Genomic DNA, 18,919 nt, shown 5'->3' on the forward strand with positions numbered 1-18,919 from the left:
CTCATTTTTCGCATTGCGTCAGGTGTCTGATTATTCTATAATTTATTGTTGTTTTATAGACAGATGAGGAGTGAGAAGAGATGTTTGGAATCGTTCATTATGAAGCATTTCTGATGACCGCAATCATGTTGAACCTGATACCCGGCTCAGACACAATGTACATCATCACCCGCAGCATTTCGCAAGGAAAACAGGCAGGTATTCTTTCGGTTCTCGGCATTTTGACAGGCTCACTCATTCACACGCTCTTGGCTGCTTTCGGCTTGTCGCTTCTTTTGGCGCAATCCATCGTGCTTTTTAACATCGTCAAAATATTGGGGGTCGCCTATCTCGTTTATTTGGGCATTCGCATGCTCATGACGAAGGAATCACCAGCTTTTGACGCAGCCGATTCCAAGAAGCTAAAGGGTGAAAAGGTCTATCTGCAAGCGATCCTGACGAGTGTCACGAATCCAAAGGTCGCCCTGTTTTTTATCGCCTTCCTCCCGCAATTTGTTAGCGCGACGGAAGCCGGACCACTCCCTTTCCTTATTCTCGGCCTCACTTTTACCGTTACGGGTGGCATCTGGTGTAGTCTCCTCGCCCTGTTTGCTTCCTTCGCTACGCAAAAATTGCGTAATAATCAGAAGTTCTCTGTCATTCTCAACAAGCTGACGGGGATTGTTTTTATCGGGATGGGGTTGAATCTGTTGCGGGCCAAAGCGAATCCTTAGGAGGTTGTCTATGAAAAAGATTATTTCTGTACTTGCACTCATTCTTTGCTTTGCTTTTTTCCCTGTTCAAATAATTGAGGCGCATCCAGGCAGAACAGATGCAAATGGTGGACACACCTGTAGAACAAACTGTGAAAAATGGGGATTACAATATGGGGAATATCACTATCACAACGGTGGCGGTGGTTCTTCCAACAGCCAAGTGAAAAAATCGGCCCCTCCAAAACCAGCGGCCCCCCGTACACAACCAAACATACTCCCTTCGAAAACAATTGTAGCTGTAGACAATGCTACCGTTTATTCTGCTCCATCCCTTGACTCTGTCATTGCTGCAACCCTTTGGTATGGCTTTGAAATCAAAGCATCCGGTACACAGTCGGAATTTATTGCCATGGATCAAGGCTACATTTCCAAAACAGTGGTCACTTCGTATACACCGACTACTCCTAAGACTGTCAAAATTCAAGGAGAGAAAGGCTACTTCTTCTCGACCCCTTCCACAGAAAGTCCAGGCAGGGGCTACGCTATCAAAGATGCACTTGTTCAAGTAGTCGGTGAACGTGGAGATTGGTATTACGGCTCCACCGTTGATGCAAACGGGAAGGTTTTAGTTGGATTTGTTTCGAAAAGCGTCGCCTATTAACCATAGAATGAAGACCAAAAAAGCCAGAAAGGAGATTCTTTCTCCTCTGGCTTTTTTCATGTTCAGAAATTGTATAGTTCGAAAGATTACGATACCTCTAGGCATTTTTTCACAATTGGAACAGCGGGTGAATCTGTTGTTCTTGACTAGCAAGACTTGTACAACGAAGGATGCCCTTGCCAAACATAGTTAACGAAAAATTGGGACAAGGGGGGAAAGATGAATTGAGTTAACGGTGCGAAAAGGGAGTTGAAGAATGTGCGAGTGCTGTTAAGTGCCGGGTTTATCTTGGCAGGCTTATTCCTCCTTTTCTATCCTCAATGGGAAACGGCGGTATCTGCACAAAAGCAGGAACAGCTCATCGAAGCGTTCGAACAACTAAGCAACGTCAGCGAGCAAATAGAAACAACTACATCAGAGGACCCTCCAGCTCCTCAGATACAAGAGCCGCTCGCTATGTTGGAAGGTGCCAGAGGCGTGATTCGGATTCCCAAAATTGATCTGAAAATGATGATTTTTGAAGGCGCGGACAAGCATGCCTTGAGTAAAGGTGTTGGCCTGATCGAGCCAGACAAGGAATTCGGCGTGAACAATGTTGGACTGGCAGGTCATCGCGGGATTATTCACGGTAAGCAATTCAATCGCTTGGACGAACTAGCACCTAACGATGAGATTGAGATCAAGACGAAAACGGCAACCTACCAATTCGTTGTCGTGAAAGCCTTTATCGTAGATCGTGCACAAGTAGAAGTTCTAGAGGATCAAAAGAAGCCATTGATCACCTTGGTCACATGCACCCCTGTTGGAGCAAAGGATCCGAAGGACAGACTGATCGTTCAAGCTGAATGGAAACAAACGACTTCATCTCAGCCCTAACACGTCCTACTGAAAGACGGAATGAGCTAGTTTTATTTAGTACAGGAGGAGCATATGCAAAGGAAATCTTGGATCGTTGTGGTGGCACTTTTGCTCATCATCCAAAACTTTTTCGGTTTCACGACAACCACGTATGCCCAAACACAAGGTGAGGTTGTCGTAGAGAATAGTGGGGAGCCGGGAACGGGCAACCCTACTGATCCGGGCACTGGAACTCCTACCGATCCAGGAACGGGCAACCCTACTGATCCGGGCACTGGAACTCCTACCGATCCAGGAACGGGCAACCCTACTGATCCGGGCACTGGAACTCCTACCGATCCGGGAACGGGCAACCCTACTGATCCGGGTACAGGTAACCCTACCGATCCGGGTACAGGTAACCCTACCGATCCGGGCACAGGGACTCCTACCGATCCGGGTACAGGAACTCCTACCGATCCAGGTACAGGGACTCCTACCGATCCAGGTACAGGGACTCCTACCGATCCAGGTACAGGGACTCCTACCGATCCAGGTACAGGGACTCCTACCAATCCAGGTACAGGTACTCCGACTACGCCACCTGTTGAACCACCAGTTCCTCTACCAGAGGTTCCGGTACCAGTTCCAGACCCTGAAGACAACATCATCAAAGACAACATCATCACCAGCGTAGTCATGAAGGACAAAGACGGAAACAACATTGAAGACATCCGCCCCGATCAGGGCTCGCGTGTTCAAGTTGATTTCACCTGGAAAATCCCTGCCGGACATCCTTACTCAGAAGGTGCCACCTTTACCTTCCCCCTCCCAGATAAGTTTCGAACCGATCGCGTTTTGACCGGAGATCTGAACGGAGGCTACGGTACCTATGAAGTGACAACCGATGGCACCGTCACCTTCACTTTTAGCGATACCATCAATGATGGCGCTGAGATCAATGACGGAACGTTCTTTGTGTGGCGGGAATTCGATGAGAAAAAGTTTGAGGGCGGCACGAGACAGGAAATCGATTTCAAATTCGATGGCATCGCCCCGATTTCTGTCCATTTCAAAGGCAAAAACAACAATGAAATCGACAAGAACGGAAAAGCAAACAAGGGAATGAATCCTAGCTATCTTGACTGGACCGTCGATTTTAACTTAGGTGAAAATCCGATTAAAGGCGCTGTCTTTACGGATGAGCTTCCAAGCGGTCTGGATATCGACATGAGCTCGATTAAGGTCTTCCCATTAGACGTTCAGTTGAATGGCTCTGTTAAACCAAAGGCTGAGGTAACTACCTTCACTCCTGAGAAATTGACAGAAGGAAATGGGTTCAAAATGAACTTTGGCGACATCGACGGTGCTTATCGCGTCACGTACAAGACCAACGTCACCGGTACGACAGATACAACCTACACGAATAAAGCCACTGTTACAGGAACGAACCTTCCAAAGGATTTAATCGATTCCGCAAATGTCTCTGTCCGATTCAGCCAACCTCTGAACAAAAAAGCGATTGACTATGATTACACCAAACAGACGATCACCTGGGCTATTCAGTACAACTACAATGAAAAACTGATCAAGCAAGGTGATGCATGGCTCGAGGATCGCTTTGATACCAGTCATCAAGAGCTCGTGAATAATTCTTTTACCGTTCATAAAATGACCATCGACGACAACGGAAACGGAACAAAAGACGGGGCTGCCATCACAGGGTACAACGTAACCGAGTCTGCTACCGGCTTCCGCTTGGAGTTTGATCATGACGTATCGGCTGCTTACGAAATCACCTACAAAACCAAAGCTAAAAATCGGGTCCACCAAGACAGCTACCTCGTGAAAAATGAAGTAGAGATCTACGACGGAACCAAAAAAGATGCATCCAAAGAGATCACGCAAGCAATCTTCTGGAAAAACGCCAAAAAAGAAAAAGTTGATTACCTGAATAAAACGATCGAATGGACGCTGAGTCTAAACGAGGACAATCAGGTGATGGATGAAGTCGTCATTACTGACAGTTATGCGGGTCAAGGGCTGACTCTTCTTCCTGACAAAGTAAAAATCAACGATTGGACAAAGGATTTGGAAGAAGGTCCTGACAAAGACTACAGCATCTCTCCGAATCCAAAGTACGAGGATGGACTCAAGATCACCTTCCACAAACCAGTCACAAAAGCCCTTGTAATTACGTACCTGACGAAGTTCGATCCTACTTCCAAGGACCGTCCATCCGCGTACAAAAACAAGGCTGAACTGAACTGGAAGGAAAATGGGAAAGCACAAGACCCTATCACGAAATCCGCTACTGTTAAACCAGACAGCTACACCAGCAATAACGGCAACAAAACAGGTAAATACGACGCCCGCACAAAAGAAATCACGTGGACAATCGATGTGAACTATAACCTTCACAAGATTAACAACGCGATCATTCGGGATTTTTATACCGGAGAACAAACTTTTGTGAAGGACTCGTTACGCGTGCATAAGTTGCTGCTTACAGGTGGAGCAGACGGTGTGAAAGTGGTCGAAGGACCAGTTGTTCCTATCAAATTCGACCCATTAACCAACGGTTTTGAGCTGCATCTTGGCGAGATCGACTCGGCCTATCGCATCACGTACACAACCAGTTTGGCTGATCTGCCTGTCGGAGAAGTGTACGAAAACAATGCCACTATGCATGATAGTGACATAACTGGCACTCCACTCTATAAAGGCAAGACGACCGTCAGACCGACATACGGTGGGCAGTACGTCCTCAAAACAGGCGCACAAGGTACAGGAGCAGATTCAGAGTATGCAACATGGACAGTAAAAATCAATCCGAGCCAGTCGTACATTTCGGCAGGTGCTGCATTGACCGATACGCTGTCCAGCAATCAAATTCTGATGAAAGACTCCTTCAAGCTCTTTACGACAACTGTCTCTGAATCCGGTGCCCTGACTATCGGAAAAGAAGTGACTTCTGAGAACTACACATTAGAAGTAGTCGGCAACACCTTTAAACTGACTTTTAAAAACGACCTGCACACTGCCTACATCCTGGAGTACCGTTCCTTTATCAATGCTGATCATGGAGAGGTCATCAAAAACGAAGCCTCTTTTGCAGGGAAAACAGTTGTAGGTAAAGGGAAAGATGGACAAGAAGGTGTCAAAGTCAGCTTGTCCGGTGCTGGTGGCGGAGCCGGCACGCCTGGTAAAGGCGACTTGAAAATCATCAAAACAGACGCAGATACGAAAAAAGCATTGGCAGGCGCCACGTTTGGTCTCTACGACAAGGCAGGGAAAACCTTGCTGGAAACAGTCGTGACCGATGAAAATGGCATTGCTACTTTCAAAGGCTACAAATTTAAAGCGTACAAGTTAAAAGAATTATCCGCTCCTGTTGGCTACGTCATCGCAGACGAGTACAGAAACGGAAAAGACATTACGTTAAAAGCTCCTGCAGGTGCTGACCCTGCTATTCCAGTTACAATCGAAATGACCATCGACAACAAGCTGCTCCGTCAAGGATTTGAGTTAACCAAAGTTGACGCGGAGAATGCTGGCAAAGCACTGGAAGGCGCTGTCTTCAATCTGCAGGTTGAAAGAGGCGGAGCATTCGAAACGATCGCTGAGCTGACAACCGGCCCTGACGGAAAAGTCTCCAAAGGCGATCTGGCAGAAGGAAACTATCAGCTAGTCGAAACGAAAGCTCCGAAGGGATACAAGCTGGATGCGACTCCGATTTCATTCAAAATTGCCTCCAACCAGACAGAAATTGTAACCCTTACGAAAAAGAACGCCAAAAAGATCGGGTCCGTTCAATTGTTGAAAGTGGACCACTACACCAAAGAGCCACTTCCTGGCGTAACCTTTGAGCTTCAAGATGCTGACGGGAAAATACTGCAAAGTGGACTCACAACGGATAAGAACGGTATCCTTCTCCTCGAAAACCTGAAAGCAGGATTCTACCAGCTCGTGGAAACAAAAGCCCTTGCTGATTATGAGCTTGCTGAACCACTGAAATTCGAAGTGACAGAGGAAGGCATTGCCTCTCTTACGTTGACCAACAGATTGAACCCAGGGTCTGTGAAACTGACCAAAGTAAGAACAGGATACCCAAATCATAAGCTCAAAGGAGCTGAATTTACGCTCCGAGATGAAAATGGTCAGGTAGCCAAAGATATGAACGGTCAGGAGCTTACCAAGCTGACAACAGATGGCAACGGAGAGCTGATTGTCGAAGGACTGAATCCGGGCAAATATGAGTTTATCGAGACGAAAGCACCTGCTGGTTATGTAAAAAGCAGCAAGCCAATCGAATTCGAGATTAAAAGAAACCAAGTAGCTGGCGACCATGTGTTGGTCACTGCTGAAAACGATGTGCTTCCAAGCGGCGGCGGTGGTGGTGGTGGTGGCGGAAATCCTGAGCCAAAACCTGAACCGGAGCCCGAAAAGCCAGAACCGAAGCCAGAGCCTGAACCAGAACCAGAACCAAAACCAGAGCCCGAACCGGAAAAACCAGAGAAGCCAGAGAAGCCGGATAGACCAGACAAACCGGATAAACCAGACAAACCAGGTAAACCTAGCAAACCGGATCAACCTAGCAAACCAGACCAACCTGGAAACCCAGACCAACCTGGGAACCCAGACCAGCCTGGTAACCCAGACCAATCCGAAAACCCAGACCAATCCGAAAACCCAGACCAACCTGGGAACTCGGATCAACCTGGCACTCCTGATGCAAACAACAACACTTCAGGAGAGTCGAATCAAACAGGAAATACGACCAAACCGAACGATTCGGGAGCTGCTAATAACTCCAACGTCCTGGAAACCAGTAACGCATCTCCATCAACAGGTAAAGTATTGCCTCAAACGGGAGAGCAAGCGAACCCACTCCCTATCGTTGCAGGTATCGTTTCGATCTTGATCGGTATTTCGATCATGTATCGCAGAAATAAGAAGGCGTAGTTCATCTAAAGAAAGGACCGAGTCCAGGGATCTTCCCGGCTTGGTCCTCTTTTTTCCCCTACTCTAGCAATTGCCGGAGAAGCGGTTCACTTTTATACAAAATCTCCAGATGTGTAGCCTCTACGTAATAACGCTCCCCTTCTAGTGCAAATACACTGTTCGCCATGACACTCCCATCCCCAGCATCACTATTGATCGAGCCCACTACTCTTCCATCGACCCATTTATCGGGAGATAGCGAAGGGACTGTTCGCAGGTAATGAATCGTTTCATGTCCGATACCAGCTACCAGCGTGACGCGAATATTGCGGGCTGCGATAATCCCCATCGTTGCGTTCAAATTGTCCATGTATTGATTTTTCACGACCATCTGTTTATAAGGCACAAAGGCTTCTACTCCCTGTTTTTTCTCCAACAAATAATCGCCATATGCTGCTGACGGAGTAAGATCAAGGAGACTGGGAAAGTGTCTGTGAATAGCTTGTATGCGATGAAAAGGGATGCTTTGCTCCAAATAGGCCAGATATACACTCATGTATAGCTCCACGACATTTCTTTTGCCAGAAACAGAGCGCGGCAGCTTCCCTCCTGCCCAATAGCTGTAGGCAACAGGCGATCCTGCGTTAGGAGTCGCAAAGATGAGCAGTTGATCCACATCGTTTTGATAAAATTCACCCTGGACATAGGCTCTAGCAACAAGGCCCCCCATGCTATGGCAAATGAGATTGACACAAGGGGCACCAGTCGTTTGCTTCGCTCGCTCGATGACAGGCAGTAAAAAGCGCTCGGCTGAAATATCGATCTGCCTTCGCCAATCATAAAAAGCTACAAACAATTGTTCATTGAGGGGGTAACCCATTTTTCCAAGCAAACGGATAAATGGCTCGTAAGCCGTTCGAGCAAACCCGAAGCCCCAGTCACCAGTACCCGGAATAATTTGATCACTCATCGACCCAAACAGCCCCGGAACAAAAACAATCGGTGCCTTTGGCGCAAGAAAAGAACTCATGCTTGCACTCCTTTCCCTCTCTTTTGTCCCATGACCAGAAGGAAAACAACATATGCTTTTGCCTATGCCAGTGAAGCTTGGGAGGTTCCCTTGCTTCGATGAGTCTCATCATTTTTCACCGAAATGGAGCGAATCGTTACAATAATCTTCCCACTTGAGCGTAACAAAGCGATATAATAAAGCGTCTAACGAATTGGCTAATGTAGTAAGCAAATCTATACTTGTCGGAGGATTGGCAAAAATGAAGGTACGCAAGTGGTTTATGCTTTTGCTAATGTTCGTACTATGTATTCCAACGATGGGGATATCCGTGCAGGCTGCGCAGACATCCTCTGGCATCAGCATCTATTTGGACGGGCAACAAATCAAAAGTGACGTCGCTCCGTACATTGTTCCAAAAGCAGATGTAACGATGGTTCCAATGCGGGTGATCGGTGAAAATCTGGGAGCCGAAGTAAATTGGGAGCCAAAGTCTCAAACTGCAACGATCAGTAAGCAAGATACCTTGTTGTCGCTGACGGTTAATCAAAAGAACGCTCGCGTGAACAACAACAGCATCCCACTCGATGCTTCCGTTCAGAACAAACAAGGGAGAATTATGGTTCCGCTGCGTTTTGTCTCTGAGCAGTTGGGCCTTGCGGTAAACTGGGAAGACAAAACAAGAACCATCCGCCTGCAAAGCGGCAACGTCGCTACCATGACTCCGCCACCACAGGATATATTGAGTGGAAACGGCGCGATGGAACCAGGCACACCTGTCGTGACAAATGGAAATTTGCACGGGGTATGGATATCTACGGTCTACAACTTGGACTGGCCTTCTTCCGGTTCATACGGAAATCCAGCAAAGCAGCAACAAGAATACATACAGCTGCTCGATGAGCTGCAAGCCATGGGAATGAACGCTGCTTTCGTGCAAGTTCGCCCATCTGGAGATGCACTGTATCCTTCTACACTCACTCCATGGTCGAGATTTTTGACGGGAACTCCAGGGAAAGATCCTGGCTACGACCCGCTTGCCTTTATGGTACAAGAAACGCATAGACGCGGGATGCAATTCCATGCTTGGTTCAACCCGTTCCGTGCCACTACAGATGCAAAAACAGACCAATTGCCAGCGAATCACGTGATCAAGCAGCATCCTGACTGGATTGTGAATGCCAACAAAAAGCTTTACATCAATCCGGGTGTTCCCGCAGCACGTCAGCAAATTATTAATGAAGTAATGGAAGTCGTACAACGCTATGACATCGATGGTGTCCATTTGGATGATTATTTCTATCCTTCCAATGTCGCCTTTGCAGACGATGCAGCATTCAAGGCTTACAACAGCAAAAAAATCGTGTCCAAAGCAGACTGGCGCCGCGATAATATCAATCAGTTTGTTCAACAAATGAATCAGTCTATCAAGAGCGTCAAGCCTCACGTTCAGTTCGGGATCAGTCCATTCGGTGTATGGCGCAACAGCAACGTCGATCCGACCGGCTCCGATACAAAAGCTGGCGTTACTGCTTATGACCACATGTTTGCCGATGTGCGCACGTGGATTCAACAAGGATGGATTGATTATGTGACTCCGCAAATTTATTGGAGCTTTTCCTTCGCCCCTGCCCAATACGACAAGCTCGTTACTTGGTGGGCAAACGAAGTACAAGGCACGAACGTCAAGCTCTACATCGGTCATTCGCCATACAAGCTGGGAACGGCCGAAGCTGGCTGGCAGAGTGCCCAGGAGATTATCAACCAGTTGAATTTCAACGCGATGGTTCCTCAGGTTCAAGGCAGCATTTTCTTTAGTGCCAAGGATTTGCGGAAAAATCCATTGGGTCTGCTCCCAGCTCTTAGCAGCTATTACAACCGCTAAATAAATTACCCCCGAATACTTGTAGCAGAGCATACTTGCTACATGTGTTTCGGGGGTTTTTCTTCTACGCTGTTATTTTTTACTGTCGACAAGCCTTTTCTTCGCGGATTGACTTCTTAGCGTATGGAATCACTACCGTTGGAGCTATTTTGGTAAACTGCTCGATATTCTGATCCCCTTCAAACACGATAAGTAAATCAGGGTTCATCGCCAGTACTTTTTCTAGTGATGTTCCGTCACAAAAAAATGCCGCGAAGCATGTTCGCGACATTGGTAGCTTTATTTTTTTGGCATCATGGCATTTACAAACTCGCTGATGTTTCCTTTAGTCAATACATCCCCAGTCGCGACTACTTCGTACTGCATCTTCTTGCCAGCGTACTCCATCACCCACATGATGCTCTTGTCAGTCCGGTCTTTTTTGGCTTCCTCTGTATAGAGCACCTCGATTTGCCCTACTTTGACTACCTCTTTTTTCTGTTGATCCAGATTGGCTACATAAGTTGTACTTTCTTCTACTCCCTCATAATTTGTGATGTTCAAATTAATATAGCTTTTTCCAAACTGATATGTCGCATACAGATACTCCAATTCATTTGTCCATGCCAACGGCTGCATGACGTATTCTTTCTTCTCTTTTTCCGCCTGCTGATACAAGGCAGCTTTGTCATATTCGTTCTTGATGCCAAACTCGAGTCGGGCATCCAAAAAAGCATGGCGTCCCGGTAAAGTTTCTGGCAAGAATATCTGATCTCCCACTTTCTGTTGAACATCAGCCAAAGTCTTATAATCAAATGGAGCCGTCATCGTCACGATTTGTTTTTGAGGATTGTGAGGAACGATGTAGACAGCTGCGGCAGTTCCTGGCTCCATATTATCCTCAATTTCCCAACGTTTATTTAAGAAGGCATCCATTTCTTGATCTGGTTCTTTTACTGTTTTGGCGCCTGATTCTTTTACATCTTTCTCTTGATACAGCACCTCACCTTGCGGGCTCTTCAACTGATAGAATTGAACAGCAGCATACCCCGACGAAATACTTGCGATTAATCCGATCGCAACCAAAATGCTTACCTTGTACTTCACAAAAAATCTCTCCTTCTCTCGTTTGATTTTTGTCATTACTTGATGGCTAATATCAATCTCCTGCGGGATGCGCGGGTCGTTAAACAGGTCCTTAATACTCTCGTGCGATTTGTTTCGACTCATCGTGAGCTGACCCTCCCTTCCCTAAAGGAGAATAAGCGGATCGGAACTTCGATGCAGTACGCTCGAATTTTTTGCGCAGACTCGCAGCGTTTTTGTTCATGATCAAGGAAATTTCCTCGTACGTCTTTTCTTCCACGCCTCGCAGCAAGAGAAGCGTTCTTTCCTCTACCGAGAGTGTCTGCATGGCAAGAAATACATCCTCACTGAAATAAACATTTTCAATATGCCGCTCGATGTCTGATTGAGACTCTTTGTCCTGCATCAAAAATGGCAACAATTTTGTCCATTTCCTTTTTCTGATGAGATCGATGCAGTGGTGATAGGCTATTTTATAAAGCCAAGCTGCGAACGGCATAATTGGACTGTATTTTTTCAAGTTGCGATAAGCCTTGAAGAAGACCTCCTGTGTGGCATCTTCCGCTTCGCATCGATTCCCCAAGATGTGATAGCAGTAGTGAAATATCGGCGTTTGGTAGCTTTTCATAATGATAGCGTAGCGGTCATCCGCTCCCTGAATGATCTCATCCACGAGTTCTTCTATCTGTTTCGTGTCCACTCTCTCCCTCCTTCCAACTGGTATAACGCACCATAACACCCTGTATGTGACATCGCACGCAAAAAAATGCCGCGAAGCATGTTCGCGACATTTGAAGACCTTATTTTTTGCCGAGCTCCGGCTTGTCCTGGTAAAAGAAATTCGGCGTATGGATTGTGTTGTCGTACAGACTATGGAAAATGTGTGAAGCTGTACCCGAGATCGGTGGAACCAGCCATGTCCAGTCACCCGTAACGGGTCGACCACATTTCTCTTCTCTTTCCTCAAATCGTTTGAATTGCTGGCTTGCCGTATGGTGATCGACAATCGATACTCCTTTTTCCTTGAAGGAATGCAGGACGGCTACGTTCAGCTCGATAAGTGCTTTATCTCTCCAAAGTGTCACTTCCCTGCTCGTATCGAGCCCTATGACCTCTGCGACCTTTGGCAGCATGTTATATCGCTCTTGGTCGGCGAAATTGCGCGCACCGATCTCCGTTCCCATGTACCAGCCGTTAAATGGCGCAGCCAAATAGTCGATACCGCCAATCTCCATGCGCATATTTGAAACAATAGGAACCCCGTACCATTTCAATTCCATATCAGCAAAGCCCGGCAAATCGGGATGTACGATCGGCACCTCCAAGACCAGCTCCTGAGGAATCTCAAAAAACTGCGGCGTCCGATCTCCAATTTGCACGACAAGCGGCAAAACGTCGTAGTTTGTGCCTTTCCCTTGCCATCCCAGGCTCTCACATAGCTTCGTCAACGAAAGCGTAATCGGGTCACCCAGTACGCCATACTCTGTCTCGTATCCCGCGTAGCGAATCAGTTGATCATTCCAGATGCGCATGGGAGCTCTGCCTGCTACAGCAGGTGCAAATACCGTAATGGTAGGGCGAATTTTCCCGCCATTAGTGGCAAAGTCGATGTGTCGGAGCATGGCCTGCGCCATCTCCTCTTCTGTTTCGACATGCCGCTCATCTATCACCACTAGCGATTCCCAAAAGAATCGCCCAATACATCGATTGCTATTGCGCCAGGCCATTTTTGCTCCATGACGAAGCTCCTCGGCCGTGTGCTCATAGTATCCCTGCTGGTTAATCAGCTGTCGTACTTCTTGCAGCCGTTGCTCGGTTTCGTCCGTCGTCTTGTCCAGTTCACGATAGCATGTCCGGATAAATTGCTCTGCCGCTTCCATCAGTTGAATTGGTTCCATATTACCCTCTTTTCACGCTGAAGGGTGTCACTTCGCTGCTATTTTCTTCATCGTAGAATTTTGTTACTTACATTATAAAATTACTCTTGTGTGATTACCAATCATGTAGGCATTTGGACACATATCTGTAAGAAACACGGATGGATAGCAAACCAGATAAAATGGTAGGCGGAAGGGCGTAATGATTTATTACATACAAAACGGTCATGACCGTTTTGTTGACCGCAAGCGGTCGCATCCACCTTTATGAAAAACGTCGAGACGTTTTTCACAGAAAAAAGACAGGTGCTTTCACACCTGCCCTTTCCCCTAAACAGTCATATGATTCCACATCTCCGACTTACTCAACGAAACAGCATCTGCTCCACTCTTCAACGCTTCGTTGACCTGTTCCATATTCCAAATCAATCCACCCAAAATAATCGGCTGCGACAAATGCTCCTTGATATACGAAATAATAGACGGCGCTATCCCCGGCATGATTTCAATCGCATCCGGCTGGTTTTCCAAGACGTTTTTAATAGTCGTCGTGAGAGAGGTCGAATCGATCAAAAAGACTCGCTGGATCGTCAGCATCCCTTCCTTTTTGGCCGCGCGAATCATTGGACCTTTGGTAGTGACAATACCTGTTGGTTGGATATAGGTGGACAAGAAACGAAAAGCCTCCTTGTCATTGGACAAGCCATTCATGAGGTCTGTGTGCAAAAAAATCGGCTTGCTCGACTGACGAATGGTTTCGGCTTCCTCCATCAGCTTGGTCAGCTTTCCGTACATCAAAAGAATCGCGCAAGCTCGGGATACCATCGCCTCTCCCAAGCGATCCTGTTCGGTTGCCGCAATAACCGGATTCGTTTTCAAAATTGTTTGCATGTCCATGTTATTTGCCTCCTGCCCTCAGTAGCCGTTCTACACTTACCTCTGCGCAGCCAAGCTGCTTTGTCTCTACAACCCAATGACCCGCAAAGCCATTGTCTTTTAAAAGAGACAGGATAGGCTCGAACGGGATCGTTCCTTCCCCTACTGCCAAATGATCGTCGAGCTTGCCAAAGTTATCACTCAGGTGCAGAGCGGACAAATAAGGAAGCACCTTCTGCAAGGCATCGATCGCATACCCCGGACGAATCAAATGGGCATGGCCCACGTCGTACACGATCCCCACGCGAGAGGAATTTACATGACGGCATATACGCATGAGATCCTCGACGCTCCACCCCAGCACTTTGGGATAAGGGGGTACATTCTCGACCGTCAGTATGGTTCTACTCTCTGCGGACAGCTCGGAGGTCAACACGTGGAGTGCCTGACTCACATTTTCCACACCTCTGGCACGCTCTGTTTCCGCGAGTCGATCTTCTACCTCCCCTGCATGCATCACGACGTGCGTGCAGTCGAGAAAGCTGGCAATCTCTAGGCAGCGCTTCATCGTGTCCAACGTTTGATCCCGGGTTGGTCCTGCATCCGCCGCCAGATTGCAGCCACTAATCGGCGCATGAATCGACCAAGCAATCCCTCTCTCGTTTCCCTGTTGCTTCAACTCTTTCAGCTGCTCCCAGGACCAGTCTAAGAGGTCGACATGATTCTCTTCACACATAATCTCGATGCCCTTCCAGTCTTTTTGTAAAAGCTGAACAATCGCATCACGCAAGGACAGATCAAATAACGCATAGGTAGATACGGCAAACGAGCCTTTGTCTCTCATGATTCATGACCCTCCCTCTTATTTCACGCCGGAGTGGATGAAGCTGTTGATAAACTGCCGCTGGAACAACAAAAATGCCAGCAACAAAGGAAAAATCACCATGACCGTTGCTGCACTTACCTCGGCCCACTGCGCCCCCGTCTCAAACGATTGGGCAAAAATCGCCAGACCGACCGTCAATGGACGATTTTCCACGGAATTCGTAATAATCAGCGGCCACATGAAGTTGTTCCAATGGTAGCTCACCGAGACCAAACCAAAAGCAATGTAGGTCGGCTTCGCTAGTGGTACGTACACCCGCCACAAAATCTGGAACCAGGAGCAGCCTTCCATCCGTGCCGCCTCCTCCAGCTCGTTCGGGATTGTCTTGAAGGTTTGTCGCAACAGAAAGACCCCGAAGGCCGAAGCGAAGTACGGCAGCATAATGCCGATTTTGGTATCCAGCAAAGACAAGTCACGCAGAACGTTATAGTTGGGGAAAATCAAGATATCTGCCGGGACCATGAGCTGGACCAGGAACAGGACAAACAACACATCCTTTCCCCAAAATTGCAGCTTCGCAAAGGCATAGGCTGCCAGTGTAGCCGTAATCATTTGCGCCACCAAAATACCGGTCACGATCAAAAAGGTATTGATGTAGTACTGGTCAAAGGGCGCTGCGTCCCACACTTTTGCAAAGTTATCGAGTGTAAAATCTGCACTGAACGACCACGAAGTCGCCAGCTCCCTCGGGCGAAAGGAAGTCCAGACCGCCCAGAGCAAAGGAAACAACCAGAGAACGGCCAAGCCGTACATTCCAACCGTTGTGATTTTGCGAAGCATCTGCCATCCCCCCTAGTTGTAATGAATCTTTTTATCCATACCAAAAAACTGAAAAGCAGCGACTAGCAACAACAGCACCACCATGACAATCGTCAATGCCGAAGCCATTCCTTGATCCCAGAAGGAAAACGCCGTCTCGTATATGTAGTACAGCAAGAGATTGCTAGCATTATCCGGCCCGCCTTTGGTCATGATCACCAAATGGTCTACCAGCTTGAAAGAGTTAGTGAAAGCGATAATACTGACAAACATCGTGGTTGGCATAAGCAGTGGAAAGGTAATGCGGCGAAAAACCGTCCACGACGATGCCCCTTCCATGGAGGCGGATTCGTATAGCTCCTGTGAAATGTTTTGCAGCCCAGCCAAATAGAAGATCATGAAATAGCCCGCTTCCTTCCAAATGACCATGAAGATCATCGCCCACATCACATTTTTCTGATCACCGAGCCAGTTCATGTCGCCTTTTCCGAACCACTCCATCACATGACTAAGCGCTCCGTACTCCGGTGTGTAAATAAACAGCCAGATGTTCGCCACGGCAATCATCGGAACAACTGTCGGGTAAAAATAAGCCGTGCGGATAAAGCTCTTCCCTCGTAATGCCTTGTTGGCGAACAAAGCCATAGCCAGCGCGAGAGCCACACTCGTCGGCACTGTTCCGATGGCAAACCAGATATTATTGGTCAACACCTTCCAAAACACTTCATCTTCCAGCATTTGTTTATAATTATCTATCCCGTTAAAAAACGGCTCTGGAGAACCCAGATCCGCTTGATGAAAACTGAGTATGAACGTTTGTATAACCGGATAGAAGGTAAACAGCAGCAGGAAGATGAGGGAGGGAAGGAGCAAGAGCCAGGCGTACATGTTCACTTTCCATTTTGCGCGTAGTTCCCCCATTGTCGCTCCCCCATTGCCTTGCTTGATTATTTGTTGAACGGCGCCAGCATCTTGTCCGCTTCTTCCTGCGCTTTTTTCAATGCTTCCGCAGGCTCAGATTGACCAGTGATCACGGATTGCAGTGTGTCGTTCAAGAGCTTTGTCACTTTACCGTTATTGTGCGTAGACAGCTCAGCATGTCCGTATTCCAGCTGGTCACGAGCTACTGCTGCTGCCGGGAAGTCCTTAACGTATTGCTTCATCGTCTCTTCTTCGTATGCAGATTTGCGTGTAGCAACATAGCCAGTATCGACACTCCACTGAGCTGCGCGCTTAGATTCGGTCATAAAGCGAATGAACTTCCATGCCGCTGCCTGTTTCTTTTCATCCGTTCCTTTGAACATGTAGAAGTTGCCGCCACCTGTTGGGCTACCGTAGTTCTTTTTCGCTGGCAAAAACGCTACGCCAAAATCAAACTTCGCGCTTTTCTTCACGTTCGTCAGATTCCCTGTCGTATGGAACATCATCGCCGTTTTGCCTTCCAAGAAATCAGAAGGCACAGTCGCCCACTCGTTGACGCCTTCAGGCATGACTTGATGCTTTTTGGACAAATCTACCCAAAATTGCAGAGCTTCTACATTTTCTGGCGTATCCAAGAACACTTTTTTCCCATCTTCGGACATCAAGTTCTTGCCGTTTTGCAGAGCCAGCGCTTGGAACATCCAATACGTAAAGCTCGAGGAAGGAATCTCGACGCCGTAGCGTCCATCCTTTTTCAACTTGGCAGCGTACTGAACCAGCTCATCCCAGGATGTCGGCGGTTTTTCCGGATCAAGACCGACTTCCTTGAACGCGTCTTTGTTGTAATAGAGCACGATGGTGCTGCGCTGGAACGGAATGCTGTATGTCTTGCCATCTACTTGGGAATTCGCCAAGAAGCCCGGGAAGAAATCATTGACGTATTCGCTGCCGCCATCCTTGGCAATGAAGTCGTCCAACGGCAGGATTGCATCCATGTCCATCATCGTATGCAGCTCAGTAGAGAGCATCACTGCTACGTCGGGAGGAGTCTTGCCCTGTACAGCCGCCTGCACTTTTGTCGTTGTATCCTGATAACTGCCCGTATAGACTGGCTTGACTTTGATATCTGGATTTTCTTTGTTAAATTCTTCTGCCATTCCGTCCACGATCTTGGTTAAAGGACCGCCAACCGCAACTGGATAATAGAAGGACAGCTCTGTTTTGCCAGACGAATTGGCTCCTTGCGCCGCGTTGTTCGTAGACGAAGAATTGCCACTGGAGCAACCCGTGATCAGACTCATACTCATAACGACCGCAAATAAGCTTTTGACAACTTTACGCATCGCAGTACCTCTCCCTTTTCTTTTCTCAATTGGTCGTAACCGCTAGATTTTTTCCGGTTTCTCCATCAAACACGTTCACCTGAGCTGGATCAAAACGAACATGCATGGTTTCGCCTCTTTTGCAGTGCCATTGCCCGTTCCATTTGGCCTTCCACAGCTTGTCTCCCACGGTGAATTCCACAATGGTCTCAGAACCGAGAATCTCTACTCCTTGTACGGTGACAGGGAACTGGAAGGAAGCATCGACAGATTGCCCTTCAAGGGCGGGTTGAAGTGACTCTGGACGCAAACCGAGAACGACCGGGGTCTGGTCCTTGATACCGTGAAACATAGGGAGCGGTAAAAACTGCTGACCTGCCAGCTCAATCCCTGCCTGATCGCCTGCCCGCCAAATGGCAGGAACCGTATTCATCGGGGGTGCCCCCGTAAACTCCGCCACGAACAAATTGGCTGGATGATTGTAGACATCGAGCGGTTTTCCGACTTGCTGAACCTCGCCGTCACGCAGGACCATCATGCGGTCTGCCATTGTCATCGCTTCCACCTGATCATGCGTAACGTAAATCATCGTGATGCCCAGCTCTTGCTGCAAGCGACGAATTTCCGTGCGCATGTGCCCGCGCAGCTTGGCATCCAGATTGGACAAAGGCTCGTCCATGAGGCAGATAGGGTGCTGACTGACGATGGCCCGTCCGAGTGCAACACGCTGTCGTTGTCCCCCGGATAATTCCTTCGGCTTGCGTTGCAACAGATGCCCGATGCCCAGCATCTCTGCTACACGCTCCAACCGCTTGCCCTGCTCTGCTTTGTCTACCTTTCGCACCTGCAAACCAAATAAAATATTATCTTTTACCGTCAAATGCGGATAAAGTGCGTAATTTTGAAAGACCATGGAGATGTTTCGCCCGCTCGGAGGGACTTGATTCATCGGCTTGCCGCCAATCAACAGCTCTCCCGTGCTGATCTCCTCCAGCCCGGCAATCATGCGCAGTGTGGTTGATTTCCCACAACCAGAAGGCCCTACCAGCACGAAAAACTCTCCTGGCAGAATACGAGTACTCACTTCATTGACTACCTTCTGGCCCCCATACATCTTGGAAATGCGCCGCAATTCCACTTCAGCCACGACTTTCCCCCCTGAATCTCTCGCTGTTTTTTACG

15 protein-coding genes are annotated in these 18,919 nt (G+C 47.9%); 5 read left to right on the forward strand and 10 right to left on the reverse strand.

Features of this window, described 5'->3' with window-relative positions; all coding sequences use genetic code 11:
- The first annotated feature begins 80 nt into the window (after positions 1–80).
- The 4 genes from BBR47_RS28570 (at position 81) to BBR47_RS31865 (ending at position 7,158) form a co-directional block, all read left to right on the forward strand.
- Positions 81–713 carry a LysE family translocator gene (locus tag BBR47_RS28570; protein WP_015893881.1) on the forward strand — a complete coding sequence of 211 codons (633 nt, stop codon included), beginning with the start codon at positions 81–83 and terminating at the stop codon, positions 711–713.
- Positions 714–723: 10 nt separating this feature from the next.
- A complete protein-coding gene (locus BBR47_RS28575) occupies positions 724–1,356 on the forward strand; it encodes a YHYH domain-containing protein (protein WP_015893882.1) in 633 nt (210 codons plus the stop codon).
- Between the two features lie 258 nt (positions 1,357–1,614).
- Positions 1,615–2,232 (forward strand): class D sortase, encoded by a 618-nt coding sequence (locus BBR47_RS28580; protein WP_015893883.1) that lies wholly within the window; start codon positions 1,615–1,617, stop codon positions 2,230–2,232.
- 54 nt (positions 2,233–2,286) lie between these two features.
- Positions 2,287–7,158: a collagen binding domain-containing protein gene (locus BBR47_RS31865; protein WP_015893884.1), complete on the forward strand. Its 4,872-nt coding sequence runs from the start codon at positions 2,287–2,289 to the stop codon at positions 7,156–7,158.
- 58 nt (positions 7,159–7,216) lie between these two features.
- Here the strand turns inward: BBR47_RS31865 and BBR47_RS28590 are convergent, their stop codons facing one another.
- On the reverse strand, positions 7,217–8,167 hold the full coding sequence (locus BBR47_RS28590; protein ID WP_015893885.1) for a lipase/acyltransferase domain-containing protein: 951 nt from the start codon (positions 8,165–8,167) through the stop codon (positions 7,217–7,219).
- 241 nt (positions 8,168–8,408) lie between these two features.
- Between BBR47_RS28590 and BBR47_RS28595 the strand changes: the two genes are divergently transcribed.
- Complete coding sequence (locus BBR47_RS28595) at positions 8,409–10,031, forward strand: family 10 glycosylhydrolase (protein WP_015893886.1); 1,623 nt, start codon at positions 8,409–8,411, stop codon at positions 10,029–10,031.
- Between the two features lie 279 nt (positions 10,032–10,310).
- On the opposite strand, the gene BBR47_RS28600 is transcribed toward BBR47_RS28595, so the two are convergent.
- The 9 genes from BBR47_RS28600 to BBR47_RS28640 form a co-directional block, all read right to left on the reverse strand.
- On the reverse strand, positions 10,311–11,240 hold the full coding sequence (locus BBR47_RS28600; RefSeq protein WP_041749723.1) for a hypothetical protein: 930 nt from the start codon (positions 11,238–11,240) through the stop codon (positions 10,311–10,313).
- Positions 11,209–11,796: an RNA polymerase sigma factor gene (locus BBR47_RS28605; RefSeq protein ID WP_015893889.1), complete on the reverse strand. Its 588-nt coding sequence runs from the start codon at positions 11,794–11,796 to the stop codon at positions 11,209–11,211. The genes BBR47_RS28600 and BBR47_RS28605 overlap by 32 nt, the downstream gene beginning before the upstream one ends.
- A gap of 100 nt (positions 11,797–11,896) precedes the next feature.
- Positions 11,897–12,994, reverse strand: a complete 1,098-nt coding sequence (locus tag BBR47_RS28610) for a nitric oxide synthase oxygenase (protein WP_015893890.1) — start codon at positions 12,992–12,994, stop codon at positions 11,897–11,899.
- A gap of 309 nt (positions 12,995–13,303) precedes the next feature.
- Positions 13,304–13,870 carry a glycerol-3-phosphate responsive antiterminator gene (locus tag BBR47_RS28615; RefSeq protein WP_015893891.1) on the reverse strand — a complete coding sequence of 189 codons (567 nt, stop codon included), beginning with the start codon at positions 13,868–13,870 and terminating at the stop codon, positions 13,304–13,306.
- Position 13,871: 1 nt separating this feature from the next.
- Entirely contained in the window at positions 13,872–14,693 is an 822-nt protein-coding gene (locus tag BBR47_RS28620; RefSeq protein WP_015893892.1) for a sugar phosphate isomerase/epimerase family protein, read from the reverse strand.
- An 18-nt stretch (positions 14,694–14,711) separates the two neighbouring features.
- Positions 14,712–15,515 (reverse strand): carbohydrate ABC transporter permease, encoded by an 804-nt coding sequence (locus BBR47_RS28625; RefSeq protein WP_015893893.1) that lies wholly within the window; start codon positions 15,513–15,515, stop codon positions 14,712–14,714.
- A gap of 12 nt (positions 15,516–15,527) precedes the next feature.
- Entirely contained in the window at positions 15,528–16,415 is an 888-nt protein-coding gene (locus BBR47_RS28630; protein WP_015893894.1) for a carbohydrate ABC transporter permease, read from the reverse strand.
- Positions 16,416–16,441: 26 nt separating this feature from the next.
- Positions 16,442–17,758 carry an ABC transporter substrate-binding protein gene (locus BBR47_RS28635; protein ID WP_015893895.1) on the reverse strand — a complete coding sequence of 439 codons (1,317 nt, stop codon included), beginning with the start codon at positions 17,756–17,758 and terminating at the stop codon, positions 16,442–16,444.
- Positions 17,759–17,783: 25 nt separating this feature from the next.
- A complete protein-coding gene (locus BBR47_RS28640) occupies positions 17,784–18,884 on the reverse strand; it encodes an ABC transporter ATP-binding protein (protein WP_041749724.1) in 1,101 nt (366 codons plus the stop codon).
- Positions 18,885–18,919 lie beyond the last annotated feature (35 nt).

This window comes from Brevibacillus brevis NBRC 100599, assembly GCF_000010165.1.
Classification (GTDB): domain Bacteria; phylum Bacillota; class Bacilli; order Brevibacillales; family Brevibacillaceae; genus Brevibacillus; species Brevibacillus brevis_D.